The organism is Mycolicibacterium fluoranthenivorans, from assembly GCF_011758805.1.
GTDB classification, from domain to species: Bacteria; Actinomycetota; Actinomycetes; order Mycobacteriales; family Mycobacteriaceae; genus Mycobacterium; species Mycobacterium fluoranthenivorans.
On the sequence record NZ_JAANOW010000004.1, the window covers coordinates 1 to 21,579 of the forward strand.

18 protein-coding genes and 2 rRNA genes are annotated in these 21,579 nt (G+C 64.3%); 1 reads left to right on the plus strand and 19 read right to left on the minus strand.

From position 1 onward, the window contains the following. From FHU31_RS26580 to murA, 3 genes are all read right to left on the minus strand, one after another. Positions 1-2,761, minus strand: a 23S ribosomal RNA gene (locus FHU31_RS26580); the annotation flags it as partial. Positions 2,762-3,153: 392 nt separating this feature from the next. Next, positions 3,154-4,671 (minus strand): 16S ribosomal RNA (locus tag FHU31_RS26585). Positions 4,672-5,046: 375 nt separating this feature from the next. Then, positions 5,047-6,300 carry a UDP-N-acetylglucosamine 1-carboxyvinyltransferase gene (murA, locus tag FHU31_RS26590; RefSeq protein ID WP_167163711.1) on the minus strand — a complete coding sequence of 418 codons (1,254 nt, stop codon included), beginning with the start codon at positions 6,298-6,300 and terminating at the stop codon, positions 5,047-5,049. Positions 6,301-6,383: 83 nt separating this feature from the next. Here murA and FHU31_RS26595 point away from each other — a divergent pair, with 83 nt between their 5' ends. Further along, positions 6,384-6,980, plus strand: a complete 597-nt coding sequence (locus FHU31_RS26595) for a cob(I)yrinic acid a,c-diamide adenosyltransferase (RefSeq protein ID WP_167163713.1) — start codon at positions 6,384-6,386, stop codon at positions 6,978-6,980. Here FHU31_RS26595 and FHU31_RS26600 read toward each other — a convergent pair. From FHU31_RS26600 to fadD1, 16 genes are all read right to left on the minus strand, one after another. Beyond that, positions 6,977-7,411, minus strand: coding sequence for a DUF2550 domain-containing protein (locus FHU31_RS26600; protein WP_167163715.1), 435 nt, complete (start codon positions 7,409-7,411; stop codon positions 6,977-6,979). The genes FHU31_RS26595 and FHU31_RS26600 overlap by 4 nt on opposite strands. Before the next feature lie 11 nt (positions 7,412-7,422). Further along, positions 7,423-7,788: a F0F1 ATP synthase subunit epsilon gene (locus FHU31_RS26605; protein WP_090363880.1), complete on the minus strand. Its 366-nt coding sequence runs from the start codon at positions 7,786-7,788 to the stop codon at positions 7,423-7,425. Between the two features lie 69 nt (positions 7,789-7,857). Then, complete coding sequence (atpD, locus tag FHU31_RS26610; RefSeq protein WP_167163717.1) at positions 7,858-9,285, minus strand: F0F1 ATP synthase subunit beta; 1,428 nt, start codon at positions 9,283-9,285, stop codon at positions 7,858-7,860. A gap of 25 nt (positions 9,286-9,310) precedes the next feature. Next, positions 9,311-10,234 (minus strand): F0F1 ATP synthase subunit gamma, encoded by a 924-nt coding sequence (locus tag FHU31_RS26615; RefSeq protein ID WP_090363883.1) that lies wholly within the window; start codon positions 10,232-10,234, stop codon positions 9,311-9,313. Between the two features lie 7 nt (positions 10,235-10,241). Further along, the gene (atpA, locus tag FHU31_RS26620; RefSeq protein WP_167163719.1) at positions 10,242-11,891 is read right to left on the minus strand and encodes a F0F1 ATP synthase subunit alpha; all 1,650 of its coding nucleotides are present in this window, start codon (positions 11,889-11,891) and stop codon (positions 10,242-10,244) included. 46 nt (positions 11,892-11,937) lie between these two features. After that, positions 11,938-13,266, minus strand: a complete 1,329-nt coding sequence (locus FHU31_RS26625) for a F0F1 ATP synthase subunit B/delta (RefSeq protein ID WP_167163721.1) — start codon at positions 13,264-13,266, stop codon at positions 11,938-11,940. Beyond that, on the minus strand, positions 13,267-13,803 hold the full coding sequence (locus FHU31_RS26630) for a F0F1 ATP synthase subunit B (RefSeq protein ID WP_167163723.1): 537 nt from the start codon (positions 13,801-13,803) through the stop codon (positions 13,267-13,269). A gap of 12 nt (positions 13,804-13,815) precedes the next feature. Beyond that, positions 13,816-14,073, minus strand: coding sequence for a F0F1 ATP synthase subunit C (locus FHU31_RS26635; RefSeq protein ID WP_170847486.1), 258 nt, complete (start codon positions 14,071-14,073; stop codon positions 13,816-13,818). An 82-nt stretch (positions 14,074-14,155) separates the two neighbouring features. Then, positions 14,156-14,962 (minus strand): F0F1 ATP synthase subunit A, encoded by an 807-nt coding sequence (gene atpB, locus FHU31_RS26640; protein WP_090363890.1) that lies wholly within the window; start codon positions 14,960-14,962, stop codon positions 14,156-14,158. A gap of 10 nt (positions 14,963-14,972) precedes the next feature. After that, positions 14,973-15,437 carry an ATP synthase subunit I gene (locus FHU31_RS26645; RefSeq protein ID WP_167163725.1) on the minus strand — a complete coding sequence of 155 codons (465 nt, stop codon included), beginning with the start codon at positions 15,435-15,437 and terminating at the stop codon, positions 14,973-14,975. A gap of 289 nt (positions 15,438-15,726) precedes the next feature. Beyond that, a complete protein-coding gene (locus FHU31_RS26650; RefSeq protein ID WP_167163727.1) occupies positions 15,727-16,893 on the minus strand; it encodes a glycosyltransferase family 4 protein in 1,167 nt (388 codons plus the stop codon). Between the two features lie 67 nt (positions 16,894-16,960). Then, complete coding sequence (locus tag FHU31_RS26655; protein ID WP_167163729.1) at positions 16,961-17,614, minus strand: L-threonylcarbamoyladenylate synthase; 654 nt, start codon at positions 17,612-17,614, stop codon at positions 16,961-16,963. A 12-nt stretch (positions 17,615-17,626) separates the two neighbouring features. Further along, the gene (gene prmC / locus FHU31_RS26660; RefSeq protein ID WP_167163731.1) at positions 17,627-18,466 is read right to left on the minus strand and encodes a peptide chain release factor N(5)-glutamine methyltransferase; all 840 of its coding nucleotides are present in this window, start codon (positions 18,464-18,466) and stop codon (positions 17,627-17,629) included. Continuing rightward, positions 18,463-19,536 carry a peptide chain release factor 1 gene (gene prfA / locus FHU31_RS26665; RefSeq protein ID WP_167163733.1) on the minus strand — a complete coding sequence of 358 codons (1,074 nt, stop codon included), beginning with the start codon at positions 19,534-19,536 and terminating at the stop codon, positions 18,463-18,465. The genes prmC and prfA overlap by 4 nt, the downstream gene beginning before the upstream one ends. 72 nt (positions 19,537-19,608) lie before the next feature. Continuing rightward, a complete protein-coding gene (gene rpmE, locus FHU31_RS26670; RefSeq protein ID WP_090363897.1) occupies positions 19,609-19,839 on the minus strand; it encodes a 50S ribosomal protein L31 in 231 nt (76 codons plus the stop codon). Positions 19,840-19,996: 157 nt separating this feature from the next. Further along, on the minus strand, positions 19,997-21,571 hold the full coding sequence (gene fadD1, locus FHU31_RS26675) for a fatty-acid--CoA ligase FadD1 (protein WP_167163735.1): 1,575 nt from the start codon (positions 21,569-21,571) through the stop codon (positions 19,997-19,999). Positions 21,572-21,579: the final 8 nt, after the last annotated feature.

Below are 21,579 nucleotides of genomic sequence, written 5' to 3' on the forward strand. Positions count from 1 at the left end.
GACCTGCTCCAGCCCCAGGATGCGACGAGCCGACATCGAGGTGCCAAACCATCCCGTCGATATGGACTCTTGGGGAAGATCAGCCTGTTATCCCCGGGGTACCTTTTATCCGTTGAGCGACACCCCTTCCATTCAGAGGTGCCGGATCACTAGTCCCGACTTTCGTCCCTGCTCGACATGTCCGTCTCGCAGTCAAGCTCCCTTGTGCACTTACACTCAACACCTGATTGCCATCCAGGTTGAGGGAACCTTTGGGCGCCTCCGTTACATTTTAGGAGGCAACCGCCCCAGTTAAACTACCCACCAGGCACTGTTCCTGAACCGGATATACGGTTCGAGGTTAGAGGCCCAATACGGTCAGAGTGGTATTTCAACAATGACTCCACACACACTGGCGTGCATGCTTCACAGTCTCCCACCTATCCTACACAAACCGAACCGAGCACCAATACCAAGTTGTAGTGAAGGTCCCGGGGTCTTTTCGTCCTGCCGCGCGTAACGAGCATCTTTACTCGTAGTGCAATTTCGCCGAGTCTATGGTTGAGACAGTTGAGAAGTCGTTACGCCATTCGTGCAGGTCGGAACTTACCCGACAAGGAATTTCGCTACCTTAGGATGGTTATAGTTACCACCGCCGTTTACTGGGGCTTAAATTCTCCGCTTCACCCTTACGAGTTAACGGGTCCTCTTAACCTTCCAGCACCGGGCAGGCGTCAGTCCGTATACATCGTCTTGCGACTTCGCACGGACCTGTGTTTTTAGTAAACAGTCGCTTCTCACTGGTTTGTGCCACCCCCCACCGCTGCCGGCCGTAAAGACCATGACAGTAGGAGGTCCCCCTTCTCCCGAAGTTACGGGGGCATTTTGCCGAGTTCCTTAACCATAGTTCACTCGTACGCCTTAGTATTCTCTACCTGACCACCTGTGTTGGTTTGGGGTACGGGCCGTGTGTGAGCTCGCTAGAGGCTTTTCTCGGCAGCATAGGATCACCGAATTCGCCTCAATCGGCTATGCATCACCTCTCAGGATTAATGAGACCCGGATTTACCTAGGCCTCTCCCTACCGGCTTGCCCCAGTATTACCACTGACTGGTACGGCTACCTTCCTGCGTCACCCCATCGCTTGACTACTACCAGAGAAGGTCCCGCGCAGCCCTGCCAATCCTCACACCCGAAGGTGATCAGTAACGACAGTTTTGGGCGGTTAGTACCTCTGATTCATCATGGGCGCGCACACACGGGTACGGGAATATCAACCCGTTGTCCATCGACTACGCCTGTCGGCCTCGCCTTAGGTCCCGACTCACCCTGGGCGGACTGGCCTGCCCCAGGAACCCTTGGTCTTTCGGCGGGCAAGGTTCTCACTTGCCTTATCGCTACTCATGCCTGCATTCTCACTCCCACACCCTCCACAGCTCCATTACCAGGCTGCTTCACTGGGTGCAGGACGCTCCCCTACCCATCCAACAAAGTTGAATGCCGCGACTTCGGCGGTGTGCTTGAGCCCCGCTACATTATCGGCGCACAATCACTTGACCAGTGAGCTATTACGCACTCTTTCAAGGGTGGCTGCTTCTAAGCCAACCTCCTGGTTGTCTTCGCGACTGCACATCCTTTTCCACTTAGCACACGCTTAGGGGCCTTAGTCGGCGATCTGGGCTGTTTCCCTCTCGACGCACGGAGCTTATCCCCCGCCGTCTCACTGCCACGCTTACACTTACCGGCATTCGGAGTTTGGCTGACGTCAGTAACCTTGTGAGGCCCATCGGCCATCCAGTAGCTCTACCTCCGGCAAGAAACACGCAACGCTGCACCTAAATGCATTTCGGGGAGAACCAGCTATCACGGAGTTTGATTGGCCTTTCACCCCTACCCACAACTCATCCCCTCAGTCTTCAACCTAAGTGGGTTCGGGCCTCCACGCGGTCTTACCCGCGCTTCACCCTGGCCATGGGTAGATCACTCCGCTTCGGGTCCAGAACACACCACTACACCAACCCCTACGGATTGGATACGCCCTATTCAGACTCGCTTTCGCTGCGGCTACCCCACACGGGTTAACCTCGCGACATGTCCCTGACTCGCAGGCTCATTCTTCAAAAGGCACGCCATCACCCCACGACAAGTCGAGGGCTCTGACGGATTGTAGGCACACGGTTTCAGGTACTATTTCACTCCCCTCCCGGGGTACTTTTCACCATTCCCTCACGGTACTAATCCGCTATCGGTCATTGGGAAGTATTCAGGCTTACCGGATGGTCCCGGCAGATTCACAGCAGATTTCACGGGCCCGCTGCTACTCGGGGACAGTTCCACAACAGGGTGCACATTTTCGCGTACCGGGCTCTCACCGTCTACGGCAGGCCATCCCAAGACCACTTCCGCTAACACACACCTTTATCACTGTTGCCCTCATCGGCGGATGAGAGAAGAAACGCCCCACAACCCCGCACACACAACCCCCGCCGGGTATCACATGCATACGGTTTAGCCATCCTCCGCTTTCGCTCGCCACTACTCACGGAATCACTTTTGTTTTCTCTTCCTACGGGTACTGAGATGTTTCACTTCCCCGCGTTCCCCCCCACACCCTATATATTCAGGTGTGGGTAACACGACATCACTCGTGCTGGGTTTCCCCATTCGGACATCCTCGGATCCACGCTCGGTTGGCAGCTCCCCGAGGCATAACGCAGCCTCCCACGTCCTTCATCGGCTCCCAATGCCAAGGCATCCACCATGCGCCCTTAAACACTTACAACACAAAAAAACCAGAATAAAGAAAAAAGAAATTGCACATCACAACACACAAAACACCAGACCACCAACCCAAAGGCCAGCAGCCCAACAATTCTGCGTGCAAGATGCTCGCAACCACTATCCACAAATCAAACACCACACCCCACCACCAAAGCAGGGCAACAACAAACACCACCAACCCCAACGGGTCGAAGGCCGACAACCCCCACCACAAAGGCACGGGCATCGCAGGGCCTGTTGTCTCAAAGCCCAATAGTGTGTCTGGCAGTTTTACAAGTTTGTTGTCGCACCAGACCCCCACCCACTACAGGCGAAAGGCCATCCAACGAATCGCCTGACAATCGGCTGATCCCGCAATCTACGGGGCCGGCCAGGTCTCGTGGTGCTCCTTAGAAAGGAGGTGATCCAGCCGCACCTTCCGGTACGGCTACCTTGTTACGACTTCGTCCCAATCGCCGATCCCACCTTCGACGGCTCCCTCCACAAGGGTTAGGCCACCGGCTTCGGGTGTTACCGACTTTCATGACGTGACGGGCGGTGTGTACAAGGCCCGGGAACGTATTCACCGCAGCGTTGCTGATCTGCGATTACTAGCGACTCCGACTTCACGGGGTCGAGTTGCAGACCCCGATCCGAACTGAGACCGGCTTTACAAGGATTCGCTCCACCTCACGGCATCGCAGCCCTTTGTACCGGCCATTGTAGCATGTGTGAAGCCCTGGACATAAGGGGCATGATGACTTGACGTCATCCCCACCTTCCTCCGAGTTGACCCCGGCAGTCTCCTACGAGTCCCCGGCATAACCCGCTGGCAACATAGGACAAGGGTTGCGCTCGTTGCGGGACTTAACCCAACATCTCACGACACGAGCTGACGACAGCCATGCACCACCTGCACACAGGCCACAAGGGAACCAATATCTCTACTGGCGTCCTGTGCATGTCAAACCCAGGTAAGGTTCTTCGCGTTGCATCGAATTAATCCACATGCTCCGCCGCTTGTGCGGGCCCCCGTCAATTTCTTTGAGTTTTAGCCTTGCGGCCGTACTCCCCAGGCGGGGTACTTAATGCGTTAGCTACGGCACGGATCCCAAGGAAGGAAACCCACACCTAGTACCCACCGTTTACGGCGTGGACTACCAGGGTATCTAATCCTGTTCGCTCCCCACGCTTTCGCTCCTCAGCGTCAGTTACTGCCCAGAGACCCGCCTTCGCCACCGGTGTTCCTCCTGATATCTGCGCATTCCACCGCTACACCAGGAATTCCAGTCTCCCCTGCAGTACTCAAGTCTGCCCGTATCGCCCGCACGCCCACAGTTAAGCTGTGAGTTTTCACGAACAACGCGACAAACCACCTACGAGCTCTTTACGCCCAGTAATTCCGGACAACGCTCGGACCCTACGTATTACCGCGGCTGCTGGCACGTAGTTGGCCGGTCCTTCTTCTGCACATACCGTCACTTGCGCTTCGTCTGTGCTGAAAGAGGTTTACAACCCGAAGGCCGTCATCCCTCACGCGGCGTCGCTGCATCAGGCTTGCGCCCATTGTGCAATATTCCCCACTGCTGCCTCCCGTAGGAGTCTGGGCCGTATCTCAGTCCCAGTGTGGCCGGTCACCCTCTCAGGCCGGCTACCCGTCGTCGCCTTGGTAGGCCATTACCCCACCAACAAGCTGATAGGCCGCGGGCCCATCCCACACCGCAAAAGCTTTCCACCACACCCCATGAAGAATGCGGTCATATTCGGTATTAGACCCAGTTTCCCAGGCTTATCCCAAAGTGCAGGGCAGATCACCCACGTGTTACTCACCCGTTCGCCACTCGAGCACCCCGAAGGGCCTTTCCGTTCGACTTGCATGTGTTAAGCACGCCGCCAGCGTTCGTCCTGAGCCAGAATCAAACTCTCCAAACAAAAACCCCCACACCCAAAAGGCGCAGGCAGAATTCGAATCAGAAAAATCCGATCACTAACAAAAGACACCAAAACTGGCATCCAAAAAAAACAGCCACCCACCAAACTCAGGAAGACGGGAATCCCCCCAAAATGAGTGGCCAAAAAACAACAAACAAAAACCACCAAACACACTATTGAGTTCTCAAACAACAGACTTGATTTTGTCGAAGCTACCCGTTTCGGGGCAACCCTGCCAGCTTAAACTAACTTGTCCGGCGAGTCAAGCTTCTCTGTCTCGCGTTTCCGCGGCGACTTCAAAAGATTAGATCCACGGCCGCCGCGAAGTCAAATCCCCTGGTCAGAGGCTTGTGACGGTGGTACGCCCGTCTCAGATCAGCTTACTCGCTCGATCTCCGCACCCAAACTGGCCAGGTTCTCCACGAACAACGGGTAGCCCCGATCGATGTGGTAGACGTCGTGCACCTCGGTATCGCCGTCGGCGACGAGGCCGGCGAGCACCAAGCCCGCACCGGCCCGGATGTCGGACGCCCACACCGGCGCGCTCGACAACTGCGGCAGACCACGGACCACCGCGTGGTGACCATCGGTCCGCGCGTCGGCACCGAGCCGGATCATCTCCTCGACGAAGCGGAACCTCGCCTCGAACACGTTCTCGGTGATCATCGAGGTCCCATCGGCGATGCACGCCAATCCGATCGCCATCGGCTGCAGGTCGGTGGGAAATCCCGGGAACGGCAGCGTCGCCACGTTGACGGCTTTGGGCCGTTCGTACTGCACCACCCGGAAGCCGTTGTCGTGCTGGGTGACCGTGGCCCCCGCATCGTGCAGCTTGTGCAACACCAGCTGCAGGTGGGCCGGGTCCACACCCGTGACCGAGATGTCGCCGCGTGTCATCGCCGCCGCGATCCCCCAGGTGGCCGCGACAATGCGGTCACCGATGACGCGGTGCTCGGTGGGATAGAGCCGATCCACACCGGTGATCGTCAGCGTCGACGAGCCGGCCCCTTGGACCTGTGCCCCCATCTGGTTGAGCATGTCGCACAGGTCGACCACATCGGGTTCACGGGCGGCGTTGTGGATCGTCGTCACACCCTCGGCCAACACCGCGGCCATCAGGATGTTCTCGGTTGCACCGACGGAGGGAAACTCCAGCTGGATCTCGGCGCCGCGCAGATGATCGGCCTCGGCCACGACACAGCCGTGCTCGATATTGCAGCGGGCCCCGAGTTGGCGCAGGCCTGCCTGGTGCATGTCCAGTGGCCGCGATCCGATCGCGTCGCCGCCGGGCAAGGCCACCTTGGCACGTTTACCGCGCCCGACCAGCGGACCCAGCACACACACCGACGCCCGGAACTGTCTGACCGCGGCGAAGTCGGCGTCGTACTTGGGTTCGTCCGGAGACGCGATCCGGACCGTCGAGCCGTCGAGTTCGACGGTCGCCCCCAGGCCGCGCAGCACCTCGGCCATCAACGGCACATCCAGGATGTCCGGACAGTTGGTGATGGTGCTGGTGCCCTCGGCCAGCAAGGACGCGGCCATCAACTTCAGGACGCTGTTCTTGGCTCCCCCGACGGCGACTTCGCCCGATAACCGACTACCACCGGTCACCACGAAACGCTCGCTCACGCGGGCCAGTGTAAGCAGATCAGCGGCCGGAATCAGAACGCGTGGCCAGGTTGCGATGCGGCTGTGACCGGTACGGTTCAACCATGGCCGTGCACCTGACCCGCATCTATACCCGAACCGGCGACGACGGGAGCACCGGGCTCAGTGATTTCAGTCGCGTCTCGAAGAACGACGCCCGATTGCAGGCCTATGCCGATTGCGACGAGGCGAACGCCGCCCTCGGTGTGGCCATCGCCCTGGGCAATCCCGGCCCCGAGATCGTGGCCGTCCTCCGCCAGATCCAGAACGATCTGTTCGATGCCGGCGCCGATCTTTCGACCCCGGTCGCGGAGAACCCGGAGTACCCGCCGCTGCGAGTGCCGCAGGAGTACATCGACCGGCTCGAAGGGTGGTGCGACCGGTTCAACGAGGGACTGGCTCCGCTGAACTCGTTCATCCTGCCCGGCGGCACCGCGCTGTCGGCCCTGCTGCACGTGGCACGGACGGTCACTCGCCGCGCCGAGCGCTCGGCCTGGGCCGCGGTCGAGGAGTACGGGGATTCGGTGAACGTGCTGCCGGCCAAATACCTGAACCGGCTCTCGGACCTGCTGTTCATCATGTCGCGCGCGGCCAACCCGGATGGCGATGTGCTGTGGAAGCCGGGCGGTGGGCAGGCGGACCAGCCGAAAGAAGAGCGCTAGCCGGATCGCCGCCGAGTGCGGCGGGAGGGGCGGGACTCCACCCAGGAGGTGAACGCGGTGAGCGCGCCGCGGTCGAGGGCGACCTCGTAGCCGTGGCCGGAGTCGCGCAGTTCCAGGATCACGATTTCCTGGGTCATGATGTCGAACTCGTCCCCCCGGGGGGAACGGCGACCGACCACTTCCAAGGCCAATCGGCTGAGCCGCCGATCAGGCCACCAACGAATACTGGACAACCGGTAGAAGCCGGCTTCGCCACCGCGATAGCGCATGACGCCGTGCCGCCAACCCTGCCCTCCGACCGCGGGATAGTCGCGCAGGATGGCGGCGGTGCCGCCAACCTGCCGCAACTTCCACAATCGGTACACCAGGGCGGCGACCGCCAGCATCAGCACACCAATGAGCGCGACCATGATCCACATGAGCGCGCTCATCGTCGTGACCTTTAGTCGAGCTGCCCGACGGCGCGCAGACGAGCACGCCCCCACGCTGCGGTGGCGGGGTCGTCGGATTCGGAATCCCGCTTTGCCGAGTCGGCGTCCACTTCCGATTCGAACTCGGCATTCTCGACCAGGATGCTCACACCGGTCTCGGAGACCGACAGGAAACCGCCGTCGATCGCGATACGCAGATCATCCTCGCCCTCGCGCTCGACCCGGACCATGGCGTCGTCGACCAGCTGAGCCACCAGCGGGATGTGCCGCGGCAGGATGCCGATCTCACCTGCAGTGGTACGGGTGAACACGAACGTCGCCTTACCCGACCACAGCGCGCGCTCGACTGCGACGATCTCGACGTCCAGCTCAGCCATTGGACACCACCAATCCGGTTATCGGGTGAACGCTCAACTCAACCCACCTGTTCTTCGCGCAAGCGCTCATCACAGCTTGGCGCCGAGGCTTTCGGCCTTCTTCGCCAGATCGTCGAGACCACCGATGAGGAAGAACGCCTGCTCTGGCAGGTGGTCGAACTCGCCCTTGGCCAGCTTGTCGAAGGCCTCGATGGTCTCCTTGAGCGGCACCGTCGAACCCGGCTGACCGGTGAACTGCTCGGCCGCCATCATGTTCTGGCTCAGGAAGCGCTCGATCTTACGGGCCCGGTACACCAGGACCTTGTCCTCTTCGGAGAGCTCGTCGATGCCGAGGATCGCGATGATGTCCTGAAGATCCTTGTAGCGCTGCAGGATCCGGATGACTTCCTGGGCGACCCGGTAGTGCTCGTCGCCGACCACGCTGGGGTGCAGGATCGTCGAGGACGACGCCAGCGGATCCACCGCCGGGAAGATGCCCTTGGAGAACACCGCACGGGAGAGCTCGGTGGTGGCGTCCAGGTGGGCGAACGTGGTGGCCGGCGCCGGGTCGGTGTAGTCGTCGGCGGGCACGTACACGGCCTGCATCGAGGTGATCGAGCGACCACGGGTCGAGGTGATCCGCTCCTGGAGCTCACCCATCTCGTCGGCCAGCGTCGGCTGGTAACCCACGGCCGACGGCATACGACCAAGCAGGGTCGATACCTCGGAACCGGCCTGGGTGAACCGGAAGATGTTGTCGATGAACAGCAGCACGTCCTGGCCCTGCTCATCGCGGAAGTACTCCGCCATGGTCAGCGCGGACAGGGCCACGCGCATACGCGTGCCCGGCGGCTCGTCCATCTGGCCGAACACCAAGGCGGTGTCCTTGAGCACGTTGGCATCCGCGAGCTCGACCCAAAGGTCGTTGCCCTCACGGGTGCGCTCCCCCACGCCGGCGAACACCGAGGTGCCACCGAAGTTGCGGGCGATACGGTTGATCATCTCCTGGATCAGCACGGTCTTGCCGACGCCGGCACCACCGAACAGGGCGATCTTGCCACCGCGCACATACGGGGTGAGCAGGTCGACGACCTTCAGACCGGTCTCCAGCATCTCGGTGCGGGGCTCCAGGTCGGCGAAGGCCGGCGGCTTGCGGTGGATCGACCAGTGGTCGAATTCCTTGCCGTAGCCCGGCTCGTCGAGGCAGTCGCCGAGGGCGTTGAACACGTGGCCCTTGACGCCGTCACCGACGGGCACCGAGATCGAGGCACCGGTGTCGGACACCTCGGTGCCGCGCACCAGGCCGTCGGTGGGCTGCATCGAGATGGTGCGCACCAGGTTGTCACCGAGGTGCTGGGCCACCTCGAGGGTGAGGGTCTTGGCCAGCGCGCCGTAGGTGATCTCGGCGTGCAGTGCGTTGAACAGTTCGGGTACGGAGCCGCGCGGGAACTCCACGTCGACCACGGGGCCCGTGATACGCACGACCCGGCCTGCGGTCTTTTCTGCGGTAGCAGTCATATTCTTCTTCGCTTTCCTACGAGGCCTACTTGGCGTCGGCGAGCGCGTTGGCGCCACCGACGATTTCGCTGATTTCCTGGGTGATCTGCGCCTGACGTTCACGGTTGGCCGCCAACGTGAGCGCCTTGATCAGATCGTCGGCGTTGTCGGTGGCCGACTTCATGGCGCGCCGGCGCGAGGCCGATTCCGAAGCCGCCGCCTCCAGCAGCGCGGCGTACACGCGGGTCGCGATGTACCGCGGCAGCAGCGCATCGAACAGGTTCTCGGCGCTGGGCTCGAACGAATACAGGGTGTGCGGTCCGGTCTCCTGCTCGCCGACGTACTCGACGACCATCGGCGCGATCCGCAGGGCCACCGCTGTCTGCGACAGCATGGACCGGAATTCGGTCGACACGATGTGCAGTTCGTCGACGCCGAGGATGCCGTCGGCACCCGCGTCGTCGCCGTCGTCGTCCGCACCGGACTGGAAGGCCGCCACCAGGGTCTCGGCGATGTCCTTGGCGTGCTCGTAGTCCGGCCGCTCCGAGAAGCCGGTCCAGGACTCAACCACGGCACGCTGCCGGAAGTTGTAGTAGCCCAAGGCCTTTCGGCCGACGACGTAGAGAACCGGCTTCTTGCCCTCCTCACGGAGCAGCGAGAACAGCTCCTCGGCGCGGCGCAGCACGTTGGCGTTGTAGCCACCGCACAGGCCGCGGTCCGAGGACACCACCAGGACACCGGCCCGCTTGGGGTTCTCCCGCTCGACGAGCAGCGGGTGATCCAGCGCGCTGGCACCGGCGAGCTCGGTGAGCATGTTGGTGATCTCGGTGGCGTAGGGCCGGGCCGCGTCGACCCGGGCCTGCGCCTTGGCGATCCGCGACGTGGCGATCAGCTCCTGTGCCTTCGTGATCTTCTTGATCGACGAGGCGGATTTGATACGTCCGCGTAGCTCGCGAAGTGTGGCTGCCATGGGTTACCTAGGCCTTCTTGGGAGCCGGCTTGCGGACCTTGACCGATTCCTTCTCCAGGTCCTCGGGGTCCAGTGCTTCGGCCTCGGCGTCCTTGACCACCACCGAGCTGCCGTCGGTCGCCGAGAAACCCTTCTTGAAGTCGTTGATCACCTTGACCAGGTTCTCCTCGGCCTCCTCGGAGAGCTTCTTGGACTCCTTGATCCCGGTGAGGATCTCCGAGTGGCTGGCCTTCACGTGCTCCAGGAACTCGTCGACGAAGCGCGAGACATCCTCGGCCGGAACCGAATCGAGGTGGCCCTGGGTGCCGAGGAAGATCGATACGACCTGGTCCTCGACCGCCAGCGGGCTGTACTGCGCCTGCTTGAGCAGCTCGACCAGGCGCACACCACGGTCCAGCTGGGCCTTGGATGCCGCGTCCAGGTCGGAGGCGAAGGCCGCGAAGGCCTCCAGCTCGCGGTACTGCGACAGATCCAGACGCAGCGAACCGGCGACCTCTTTCATGGCCTTGATCTGCGCGGCGCCACCGACGCGGGACACCGACACACCGACGTTGACGGCCGGTCGCACACCCTGGTTGAACAGGTCGGACTCCAGGAAGCACTGGCCGTCGGTGATGGAGATGACGTTGGTCGGGATGAACGCCGAGATGTCGTTGGCCTTGGTCTCGATGATCGGCAGCCCGGTCATCGAACCGCCACCGAGCTCGTCGGAGAGCTTCGCGCAACGCTCCAGCAGCCGGGAGTGCAGGTAGAACACGTCACCGGGGAACGCCTCGCGGCCCGGCGGGCGGCGCAGCAGCAGCGAGATGGCGCGGTAGGCGTCGGCCTGCTTGGACAGATCGTCGAACACGATCAGCACGTGCTTGCCGTCGTACATCCAGTGCTGCCCGATGGCCGAACCGGTGTAGGGCGCCAGCCACTTGAAGCCGGCGGGATCGGAGGCGGGGGACGCGACGATGGTGGTGTACTCCATCGCGCCACCCTCTTCCAGCGCCCGCTTGACGCTGGCGATGGTGGTGCCCTTCTGGCCGATCGCGACGTACACGCAGCGCACCTGCTGCTTGGGGTCGCCGGTTGCCCACGCTTCCCGCTGGTTGAGGATGGTGTCGACGCAGACTGCGGTCTTACCGGTCTTGCGGTCACCGATGATCAGCTGGCGCTGGCCGCGGCCGATCGGGGTCATCGCGTCGATGGCCTTGATACCGGTCTGCAACGGCTCGCTGACGCCCTGCCGCTGCACCACCGACGGCGCCTGCAGCTCGAGTGCGCGACGGGTGTCCGAGGCGATCTCGCCCTGCCCGTCGATCGGCTGGCCCAGCGGGTTGACGACGCGGCCCAGGAAGGCGTCGCCGACGGGCACCGAGAGCACCTCGCCGGTCCGCTTGACCTGCTGGCCCTCTTCGATCTTCTGGAAGTCGCCCAGGATGACCGCGCCGACGCTGTGCTCGTCGAGGTTGAGGGCCACGCCCAGGACGCCGCCCGGGAACTCGAGCAGCTCCTGCGTCATCACTGAGGGCAGGCCCTCGACGTGGGCGATGCCGTCGCCGGCGTCGACGACGGTGCCGATCTCTTCGCGCTCGGTGGCGGCGGAAAACGAGGACACATAGTCCTCGATGGCACCTTCGATATCAGCAGCCGAGATTGTCAACTCTGCCATGGTTTTTCGTCTTCCTACCTTGGGTTTTCTGGGGGTTCGTGGGGTGTCAGTCCGGCAGGCCGGATTGGGCGGCAGCCAGTCGTGACGCGATGGAGCCGTCGATCACCTCGTCGCCGACGGCGATAGTCAGACCGCCGAGCAGGTTCGGATCGACATGCAGCTGGATGGCGACCGGGTGGCCGTAGATGCCGGTGAGCACCTCACCCAACCGGGCATGCTGGGCCGCAGTCAGATCGGCAGCGGCCGTGACATGGGCGACGAGCTCACCGCGTCGCGCCACCGCGAGCTCGGCCAGGTCGATGACCGCCTGGTCGGCGCGCTCACCGCGGAGCAGGACGACGGTCTGCGCCAGCAGCGCCCGGGCGGTGCCGTTCGCGGTGCCGAGAACCTTGTCCAGCAACGCAACTCGGCCGTCAGCCGGCGTCGTGTAATCGCTGAGCAGGGCGGACAGCCGGGGCTCGGCGTCCAGAACACGACCGAACCGGAAAAGCTGGTCCTCCACGTCGTCGACTTCACCGTCGACCTGCGCACGCCGCAGCAACGCCAGCCGCGCGGTGTACTCGATACCGTCGACCAGGTCGGCCTCGGCCGACCAGCGCTGCGCGGCGGCGGTGCGAACCAGATCGAGCGCGGGCGCACCGATCTTGCCGTTCAGCAGCCGATCCACCAATGCGATCTTGGCGTCGGCCGAGTCGGACGGCTCGGCGAAGTGTTTGTTGAGCGCACCCTGGGTGATCAGCAGACGGGCCACCTCGGCCAGATCGCCGGCCAGCGCGGTCAACCCGTCGGCGTCCAGGCCTGTTGCGACGGTGTCGAACTCACCGGTCAGCGTCGCGACCGCCGCACGACTGGCGGCCCGCAGACCGGCGGTCGCAGCGGTGTCGATGACCACGGTGGACGGCGCCATCGCAGCCAGATCGGCCAGGAAGCGGTCGACCGTTGCGGCCTGCGCCGCGGGATCGGCCACGTGGCCACGCACCAGGTCACCCGCCTTCTCGACGGCCTCGTCACCGAGCCCCTGGCGCAGCTGCCGGACCAGCTGCTGGCGTGCCAGCTGAACCTGTTGTGCGCCCTGGGCTTTGATGCGCTCGGCGTCGACACCGGCCTGCTCGGTCAGCGAGGCGGTGATCCGCACAGAGTCCTGGCGGGCCTCCTCGGTGACCTTCGAGGACTCGGCGGCGGCATCAGCCAGCGCCTTGGCGTGCATGGCGTCGGCATCGGCGAGCCTCTGTGCTGCCTCGGCACTCTCGGCCAGAGCGGTGCGGACGGCGTCCTGCTGCTTGGCCATGAGTGTCTTCACCGGCGGCACCACATAGCGCCACAGGATGTAGGCGATCACGGCGAAGCCGATCAGCTGCCCGATGAAAATCGACATCTACTTGTTCCGTCCCGATTTCACGTCGACGCCGAGGATGCGGCTGGCCAGGGTGGCCGACAGTCCGTCGACCGAGGAGGCGAGCTCACTTTGAGTGGCCGAACCCTGTTGGGACAACCGCTCATTGGCCTGGCGGAGGGTCTCAGCGATCTCACCGCTGGCCTCGGCCCGCTTGGCGTCCACCACCTCACGACCGGCTGACCGGGCCTCATCGCGGATCGCGGAGGCCTCGGTGCGTGCGCCGGCCATTGCCTGGTCGTAGTCGGCCTGCGCGGCCGCTACCTGCTCGGCCGATTTACGGCTGTCCGCAGCGGTCTTGGCGAGCATCGCCTCACGCTCGGCGAGGACCTTGCTGACCGGCGGCACAACCCATTTCCAGATCACGCCGAGCGTGATCAGGAAGATGATCAGCACGGCGAAGAAGGTGCCGTTGGGGAGCAGGAAGTTGCTCTGCCCCCCGCCGCCTTCTTCCGCTGCCTGGCTGGACGCCAGGATGTTGATGCCGTCCGTCAGGACAGTCGTAGCGAGTTCACCCATGCTTGCGGATTACTAGCCCGTGTAGGCCGGCGTGGCGAAGACGAACAGCGCCATGAATGCCAGGTTGATGAAGTAAGCGGCTTCCACCAGACCGACGGTGATGAAGAACGGGGTGAACAGCCGGCCCTGGGCCTCGGGCTGCCGGGCGATGCCGGAGATCAGCGCGTTACCGGCGATACCGTCACCGATACCGGCGCCGATCGCGCCGCCACCCATGATCAGGCCGCCGCCGATCAGCGCACCCGCCGTGATGAGGGCGTTTGCATCCATTCCTATTTCCTCCTTGATAGCTGGTGGCGTTGCCACCAGGACTTCTGGTTCGTACGGTTCAGTGCAGTGGTCGTGATGTGGATCAGTGGTGCGCGTTCTCTTTGGAGTCGTGGTCGTCGTGGTCCAGCTCCATCGACTGGCTGAAGTACAGGATCGTCAGCAGCGCGAAGATGAAGGCCTGGATCAGACCGACGAAGAGGTCGAACGTCTTCCAGATGGCGTTCGGAGCCCACTGGATGTACCAGGGGAACATCGCGATGAGTGACACCAGGATGCCGCCGGCGAAGATGTTGCCGAAGAGTCGCAGTGCCAGCGAGATCGGCTTGGCGATCTCCTCGACGATGTTGATCGGCGCCAGGATGCTGACGTGGCCCTTGAGCACCTTGATCGGGTGACCGATGAGCCCGCGACGCCAGAAGCCGGCCGCGTGGTAGCAGAGGAACACGAACAGCGCGAGCGCCAGCACGAAGTTGATGTCCGAGGCCGGCGGCTTGTACCACTCGGCGGCGGCCCCGTCGGCCCCGCCGTACTGCAGCGGGAGCACGGCCAGCCAGTTCGAGACCAGGATGAAGGCGAACAACGTCACCGACAGCGGCAGCACGAAGGGGGCGATCTTCATGCCGATCGACCCTTCGATCTGTTGGCGCATCTGGATGGTCAGTGCCTCCCAGAACAGCTGCACCCCGCCGGGCACACCCGTCGACGTCACCTTGGCCTTCAGCACGAACGCCAGCGCGATGATGATGACGGCCGTGATGGCGGTCGCGAGGATGGTGTCGCCGTTGAACGTCATGCCCAACCACTCGAACACCATGGTGTGGTGCCCCACGTGGATGGCGGCGCCGCCGCCTCCCTCGGCGCCCTCAGCGGCGAGAACGATCTCATTCATCTGTGTCAGCTCAATCCTTCGATTCCGTGCCGGAGGTATCGGGAGTGCCTTGGACGTCCAGTCCGTCTTTGCGGATCTTCTTCAGCACCGGAAGGCTGGTGGACAACACCAGCAGTGCCTGGAAGATCGCCAATCCGAACAGGACGGCGATCCCGCCGTGCGCTTTGAAGCCGATCGCGATGGCCAGTGCGACGGCGGTGATGACCAGCAGTCGCGTCGCGGAGTTTATGGCCATTTTCTTCTTGAGTGGGTGGTCCTGCGCCGTGATCGACTCGACGGCACGGCGCACCAGCAGTGCGTTGAGCAAACCGAGTCCGAGACCGACACCGAAGAAGACGCCGAAGAAGATGTGACCGGTGTAACCGGCGGCAAGAATGGCCAGGGCGGTGAGACCGACGCAGACGACGAGCAGACGCAACGGGCGAAATGCCACGGAGGGGAACACCAACGGCGCATCCTGCGCTGGCGTCGTCACCTGGCTCACCTCAATCCCGCGTCGTCGAGGGCGTTACTCATCTGTCCTGCAAAATTCCTGTGCGTGCCCGCCGAGCGTATCGGAGGGCGACGGGCGCGCTGGAATCACCCAAGGGGTAGCTCCCTTTGTCGGTCGTAAATCGGTGCCGATCGGTCTTTCGACCGACGCGCCGGGCCGGCAACCCGTGAGGTTTTTCGGGTTATGGGCAGAACCGTACCACAAGGTAGGAGGCCCAAAAACAGGCCTACTACTTTTTGTCGTAAGTCCGTCGTACCACCCCTCCGGACGGTCAGTCGACGGACGGTTCCCTGCGCCGCAGCAGCGGAATCAGGGTGACGATGCCGGCGACCACGATGGCCGCCAGCATCACCGCGCCGGTGTAACGCGGGTCGAAGAAAATGGTGCTCGCGGCACCCAACGCGACGATTCCCACCCACAAGTAGATGAGCAGAACCACCCGCCGATGCGAGTGCCCGATCTGCAGCAAACGGTGATGCAGGTGCATCTTGTCGGGACTGAAGGGGCTCAGGCCCTTGCGGGTGCGACGGATGATCGCCAGCAGCATGTCCAGGGCGGGCACGAACATGACCGCGACCACCAGCAGGAACGGGGACAGCAGCGCGAACACGTCGCGGGCACCGTAGGCGTTCTGCGAGATCGGGCCCGCCGCCGTCGTCGACGCCGCCGCCAGCATGAGTCCGATCAACATCGAACCCGAGTCGCCCATGAAGATCTTGGCGCGGTGGAAGTTGTGCGGCAGGAAACCCAGGCACGCGCCGGCCAGCACCACCGAGATCATCGCGGGGGGATAGAACAGGACGTCGCCACCGTGGTCGCGCAGCAGTCCGACGGAGAAGATGCAGATGGCCAGTGCGGTGATCAACCCGAGGCCGGCCGCCAGCCCGTCGAGCCCGTCGACGAAGTTCATCGCATTGACGATCGACACCGTCAGCGCCAGGGTCAGCAGGATCGAGGTGACCTGATCGAGGACCAGCGTGCCCACCCCACCGATCGGGATGTAGAGGACGCTCCACGCCACCCCCATCGTCACCAGCACACTGGCGGCGGTGATCTGGCCGGCGAATTTGGTCAGTGCGTCCAGCCCCCACCGGTCGTCGATCAGGCCGACGAGCATGATGAGCCCGCCCGCGACGACGACGGCGGGCATACCGGTGGAATAGACGAAACCCCGGTTCAGCGCCGGTAGTTGCGACGCCAGCAGGATGGCCGCAGCCACCCCGATGTACATGGCCAACCCACCCATCCGGGGGGTCGGCTGCAGATGCACATCGCGTTCCCGCGGATAGGCCACCGCGCCCACCCGAGTGGCGATCACCCGGGCCCAGCCGGTGGCGAAGTACGTGATGATGGCGGCGGTGAGACCGACCAGGGCGAGCTCCCGCAGCGGGACACCGGCGCCCCGGTCCGATAACGCCAGCACGGCTACGTTCACCACCCGGTGAACCGTACGCGACGAAGCTGAGGGTCAGATTCGTCGGGCTGGAGCGCAGCGACCCGGGAGATCAACCCAGCAGAGTCTCGGGTTCGACACCGAGCACCTTGGCGATATCGGCGACGCTGACGGGCCCTTCGCGCAACACCCGGGGGCTCGCGCTGGTGAGGTCGACGATCGTCGACGCCGCACCCTGTGGGGACGAACCGGCGTCCAGGTAGACCTCGACCCGCTCCCCCAGTTGACTCCGGGCGTCCTGAGCTGTCACCGCGGCCGGACTACCCGAGATGTTGGCGCTGGACACGGCCATCGGTCCGACCTCGCGCAGCAGCTCGATGGCCACCGGATGCAACGGCATACGCAGCATCACGGTGCCGGCCGAGTTGCCCAGGTCCCACTGCAGGGACGGGGCGTGCCGCACCACCAGGCTCAGTGCGCCGGGCCAGAACGCCTGGATCAGCTCGCGCGCCGCCGGCGGCACCGCGTACACCAGACCGTCGATCGTGTGCCAGGAACCGACCAGCACACCGACCGGCATATCCCGGCCGCGGCCTTTGGCGGCCAGCAGCGCGGCCACCGCGTCGCTGTCGAAGGCGTCGGCACCGATGCCGTACACGGTGTCGGTGGGCAGGACGACCAACCGGCCGCCCTTGGCGGCGCTTATCGCGGAGGCCAGCCCGGTGGCACGCTGATCGGGGTCGGCGCAGTCAAACAGCTCAGACATAACGTCAGCCTCTCACCCGTTCCTGGTAGCCGTCACGAAGCGGGGCCGCCCGGTGAGATCTCGGCGGGCGGTGATGTCGGTGAACGCCGCCGACCGGTCGAACAGTTCGACCGTGGCGGATGAGGTGGTGTCGTCGTGTTCGACACCGATACGTCCACCCGGCCGCAGAAGTCGGGCCGCCGCTGTCACGATCGGCCCGATGACCGACATGCCGTCCGCTCCGCCGAACAGGGCGTGGTCCGGATCATGTTCTGCGACTTCGGGATCCAGCTCGGCACCGAGCGGGATGTAGGGCGGATTGCTGACGATGAGGTCGACGGCTCCGTCGAGTTCGGCCAGCAGCCCGTCAGCGGTGACGTCGGCCCGGATGAGCTGCACCGCCGTGCCACGGCAGTTCAACTCGGCGTAGCGCAACGCATCGACGGAATCCTCCACCGCGACGACCCGGGCGTCCGGCCGGTGCCGGGCCAGCGCCAACGCGAGTGCGCCCGATCCGGTGCACAGGTCGACGATCACCGCATCGGCCGGCAGCGGCTGGGCCTGCGCCCACTCCAGCAGCGCCTCGGTCTCCGGGCGCGGGATGAACACCCCGGGCCCGACATGCAGCACCAACGGACCAAACGCTGCGGTTTCGACGATGTGCTGCAACGGAATTCGCAGCGCACGACGGGACACCAGGGAGTGGTAACGGTCGATGAATCCGGGATCCGGTTCGAATACCGCGAGCCTGCCACGATCCACACCGGCGACGTGGGCGGCAAGCGACTCGGCGTCCGCACGCGCGGAATCGATACCGGCGGCCGACAGCGTGGCGGTCGCGTCAGTGATCGCCTGCCGGACCGTGGGGCTCATGCCTGTTGCAGGCGCGCCTGCTTGTCGGCGGCGGCCAAGGCGTCGAGCAACGCGTCCATATCACCGTCGAGCACCTGATCGAGGTTGTGTGCCTTGAAGTTGATGCGGTGGTCGGCGATCCGATTCTCCGGGAAGTTGTAGGTACGGATCCGCTCGCTGCGGTCGACGGTGCGGATCTGGCTGGCTCGGTCCGCCGACGCGTCCGCCGACGCCTGCTCCTCGGCGAGCGCCTGCAGCCGGGCGGCGAGCACCACCATGGCGCGGGCCTTGTTCTGCAGTTGTGAGCGCTCGTTCTGGCAGGTGACGACGATGCCGGTGGGCAGGTGGGTAATCCGGACCGCCGAGTCGGTGGTGTTGACGCCCTGGCCGCCCTTACCGGAGGACCGGTAGACGTCGATTCGCAGATCGGATTCGTCGATCTGCACGGCTTCGACGTCTTCGGGCTCGGGGTAGACCAGGACGCCGGCGGCCGACGTGTGCACCCGGCCCTGGGATTCGGTGACCGGGACGCGTTGCACGCGATGCACGCCACCCTCGAACTTCATCCGCGCCCACACACCGTCGGCGGAATCGCCCTTGCTGGCGATGGTGATGGTGGCGTCCTTGTAGCCGCCCAGGTCCGACCAGGTCTCGTCGAGGACCGTGACCGTCCAGCCGTGCCGCTCGGCGTAGCGGATGTACATCCGCGCGAGGTCGGCGGCGAACAGCGCCGATTCCTCGCCACCTTCACCGGACTTCACTTCGAGTACGACATCGTCGGCATCGTGCGGATCGCGCGGGGCAAGCAGGTCGACGAGCCGGGCGTCGAGTTCGTCGACCCGGGCAGCCAGCTCGGGCACCTCGGCGGCGAACGCCTCATCCTCGGCGGCGAGCTCGCGGGCGGCCTCCAGGTCGCCGCGGGCGGCCTCCAGCTTGCGGTAGGTCGACACGATCGGGGACACCTGTGCGAACCGGCGCCCGACGCGCCGCGCCGCGCTTGCGTCGGCGTGCAGCGCAGGGTCGGCGAGCTGGCGTTCGAGATCGGCATGCTCGGTCAGCAACGCTTCGATCGGAGAAGGTGAACCGGTCATCGTGACCTCCAGTAAACGCAGATCGGCGCCCGGCCTGACAAGAATCTGACAGAACGGGCGCCGATGGGACAGCTAGTTGTCGGCAGCAGCCTTGGTGTTGCGCTTGCCGTACCGCTTCTCGAAGCGGGCCACGCGGCCGCCGCTGTCGAGGATCTTCTGCTTACCGGTGTAGAACGGGTGGCACTGCGAGCAGACCTCGACCACGATGTGGCCGCTGTCCTTGGTGCTGCGGGTGGTGAAGGTGTTGCCGCAGCCGCAGACCACGGAGGTCTCGACATAGTTGGGGTGGATACCCGATTTCATGGTTTTCCTCTTCAATCGTTGGCCGCCGGGTCGCCCGCCTCTGACCTGAGGACGTACGGACGTGAACCGGAACCGAGGGTCGACGGTCCATTATGCCAGGTCAACCGTCAGGTGCGAAAACGCACGATCACCGGCCGCTATTCCCGGTCCCGCGACGCTATCCGAGGTGCGCCGCATACGCGGTGCCGTCACGCTTCCAGATGGTCCGGCCCTGCGGATCGGTACCCATCGCGACCAGCTCGCGTTTGAGGATCTTGTTGGTCGCCGTACTCGGCAGATCCGCCGCGATCCACAGGTAGCGCGGCCAGGCCTTCGGCGAGAGATCGGGCTGGGCGGCCAGGAACTCGGCGAACTCCGCGGGCGTCAGTTCCGCGCCGTCGCGCAGCACCACGGCGGCCATCACCTGGTCACCGACCAGCTCGTCGGGCACCGGGTAGACGGCGACCCGGTTGATCGCGGGCAGTCGCAGCAGGATCCGCTCGATCGGGCCGCTGGTCAGGTTCTCGCCGTCCACCCTCATCCAGTCCGCGGTGCGACCCGCCAGGTAGATCCAGCCGTCCGCGTCCTGGTAGGCCAGGTCGCCAGACCAGTACACGCCGCCGCGCATCCGTTCGTCGGTGGCGGACTTGTCGTTGTAGTAGCCGCGGAACAGCCCGCTGCCCGAGGTGTTGACCAGTTCACCAGTGGCTTCGTCGGCGTTGATCAGCGCACCGGTGTCGTCGAAGCGCGCGACGGCGCAGGGTTCCCCGGTCTCGTGGTGGTAGATCGCCACCCCCGGGAAGCCTTTGCCGATGGAACCGGCCGGGCAGTCCTCGGTGCGGGTGATGATCACGGCGGTCTCGGTGGAGCCGAACCCGTCCCAGACGGTGCAGCCGAAGCGACGGCTGAACACGTCGATATCGCGATCGGCCGCCTCGTTGCCGAAGGCGACGCGCAACGTGTTGTCGGCGTCGTCCGGTTGTTCGGCGGTCGCCAGGATGTAGGCCAGCGGCTTGCCGACGTAGTTCATGTAGGTGGCCCCGTAGCGGCGGATATCGGGCAGGAACCCCGAGGCGGAGAATGTCGCGGGCGCCATCGCGGCCCCGGCGCTGAGCGCCACGCTCCATCCGGCGTAGACGGCGTTGGAGTGGAACAGCGGCATGGACAGATAGCAGGTGTCGGTGGAGTCCAGTTCGTAGCGCTGCACCAGGGCACTGCCGGCGAAGAGCACCGTCGCGTGGGGCACCTCGACCGCCTTGGGATCGCCGCTGGTTCCCGAGGTGAAGATCATCATGAACGTGTCGTCGGCGGTGACCTCTTTGTGCGGCGCGAGATCCGGTGCCCCGGCCAGGAGCTGCGCCCACTCGTCGCTGCCGGTGTCGTACACCGTGACGCCGGCCAGATCGATCCCGTCGAGCAACGGCCTGTGCTCCGCATCGGTGATCAGGATCTGGGTGTCGACCTTCGCGATATCGCGGGCCAGTGCGTCGCCGCGCCGCGTGGTGTTGACGCCGCACAGCACATATCCCCCGAGTGCGGCCGCCGCGAGCGCGGTGAGCATGTCGGGGGTGTTGCCCAGCAGCGTGCCGACATGCATCGGCCGCTCCGGATCCGCACGTCCGATGAGTGCCGCGGCCTGCCGCGTGGCGTCTGCCACGTGCGCGCGCCAGGTCCAGCTCCGGTCGCCGTGTTTGACCGCGACGGTGTCCTGCTCGGCGCGTTCGCGCAACAACTGCTGGAGCGTGTCGGCCACTGCTGACC

Coding starts and splice junctions, on each gene's coding strand:
- atpB (WP_090363890.1), bottom strand. CDS start 14,962: ATGAATGAGATCGTTCTCGCCGCTGAGGGCGCCGAGGGAGGCGGCGGC.
- FHU31_RS26625 (WP_167163721.1), bottom strand. CDS start 13,266: ATGTCGATTTTCATCGGGCAGCTGATCGGCTTCGCCGTGATCGCCTAC.
- FHU31_RS26635 (WP_170847486.1), bottom strand. CDS start 14,073: ATGGATGCAAACGCCCTCATCACGGCGGGTGCGCTGATCGGCGGCGGC.
- FHU31_RS26630 (WP_167163723.1), bottom strand. CDS start 13,803: ATGGGTGAACTCGCTACGACTGTCCTGACGGACGGCATCAACATCCTG.
- atpD (WP_167163717.1), bottom strand. CDS start 9,285: ATGACTGCTACCGCAGAAAAGACCGCAGGCCGGGTCGTGCGTATCACG.
- FHU31_RS26615 (WP_090363883.1), bottom strand. CDS start 10,234: ATGGCAGCCACACTTCGCGAGCTACGCGGACGTATCAAATCCGCCTCG.
- FHU31_RS26600 (WP_167163715.1), bottom strand. CDS start 7,411: ATGAGCGCGCTCATGTGGATCATGGTCGCGCTCATTGGTGTGCTGATG.
- prfA (WP_167163733.1), bottom strand. CDS start 19,536: ATGACCGGTTCACCTTCTCCGATCGAAGCGTTGCTGACCGAGCATGCC.
- FHU31_RS26655 (WP_167163729.1), bottom strand. CDS start 17,614: ATGTCTGAGCTGTTTGACTGCGCCGACCCCGATCAGCGTGCCACCGGG.
- FHU31_RS26605 (WP_090363880.1), bottom strand. CDS start 7,788: ATGGCTGAGCTGGACGTCGAGATCGTCGCAGTCGAGCGCGCGCTGTGG.
- FHU31_RS26595 (WP_167163713.1), top strand. CDS start 6,384: ATGGCCGTGCACCTGACCCGCATCTATACCCGAACCGGCGACGACGGG.
- atpA (WP_167163719.1), bottom strand. CDS start 11,891: ATGGCAGAGTTGACAATCTCGGCTGCTGATATCGAAGGTGCCATCGAG.
- prmC (WP_167163731.1), bottom strand. CDS start 18,466: ATGAGCCCCACGGTCCGGCAGGCGATCACTGACGCGACCGCCACGCTG.
- rpmE (WP_090363897.1), bottom strand. CDS start 19,839: ATGAAATCGGGTATCCACCCCAACTATGTCGAGACCTCCGTGGTCTGC.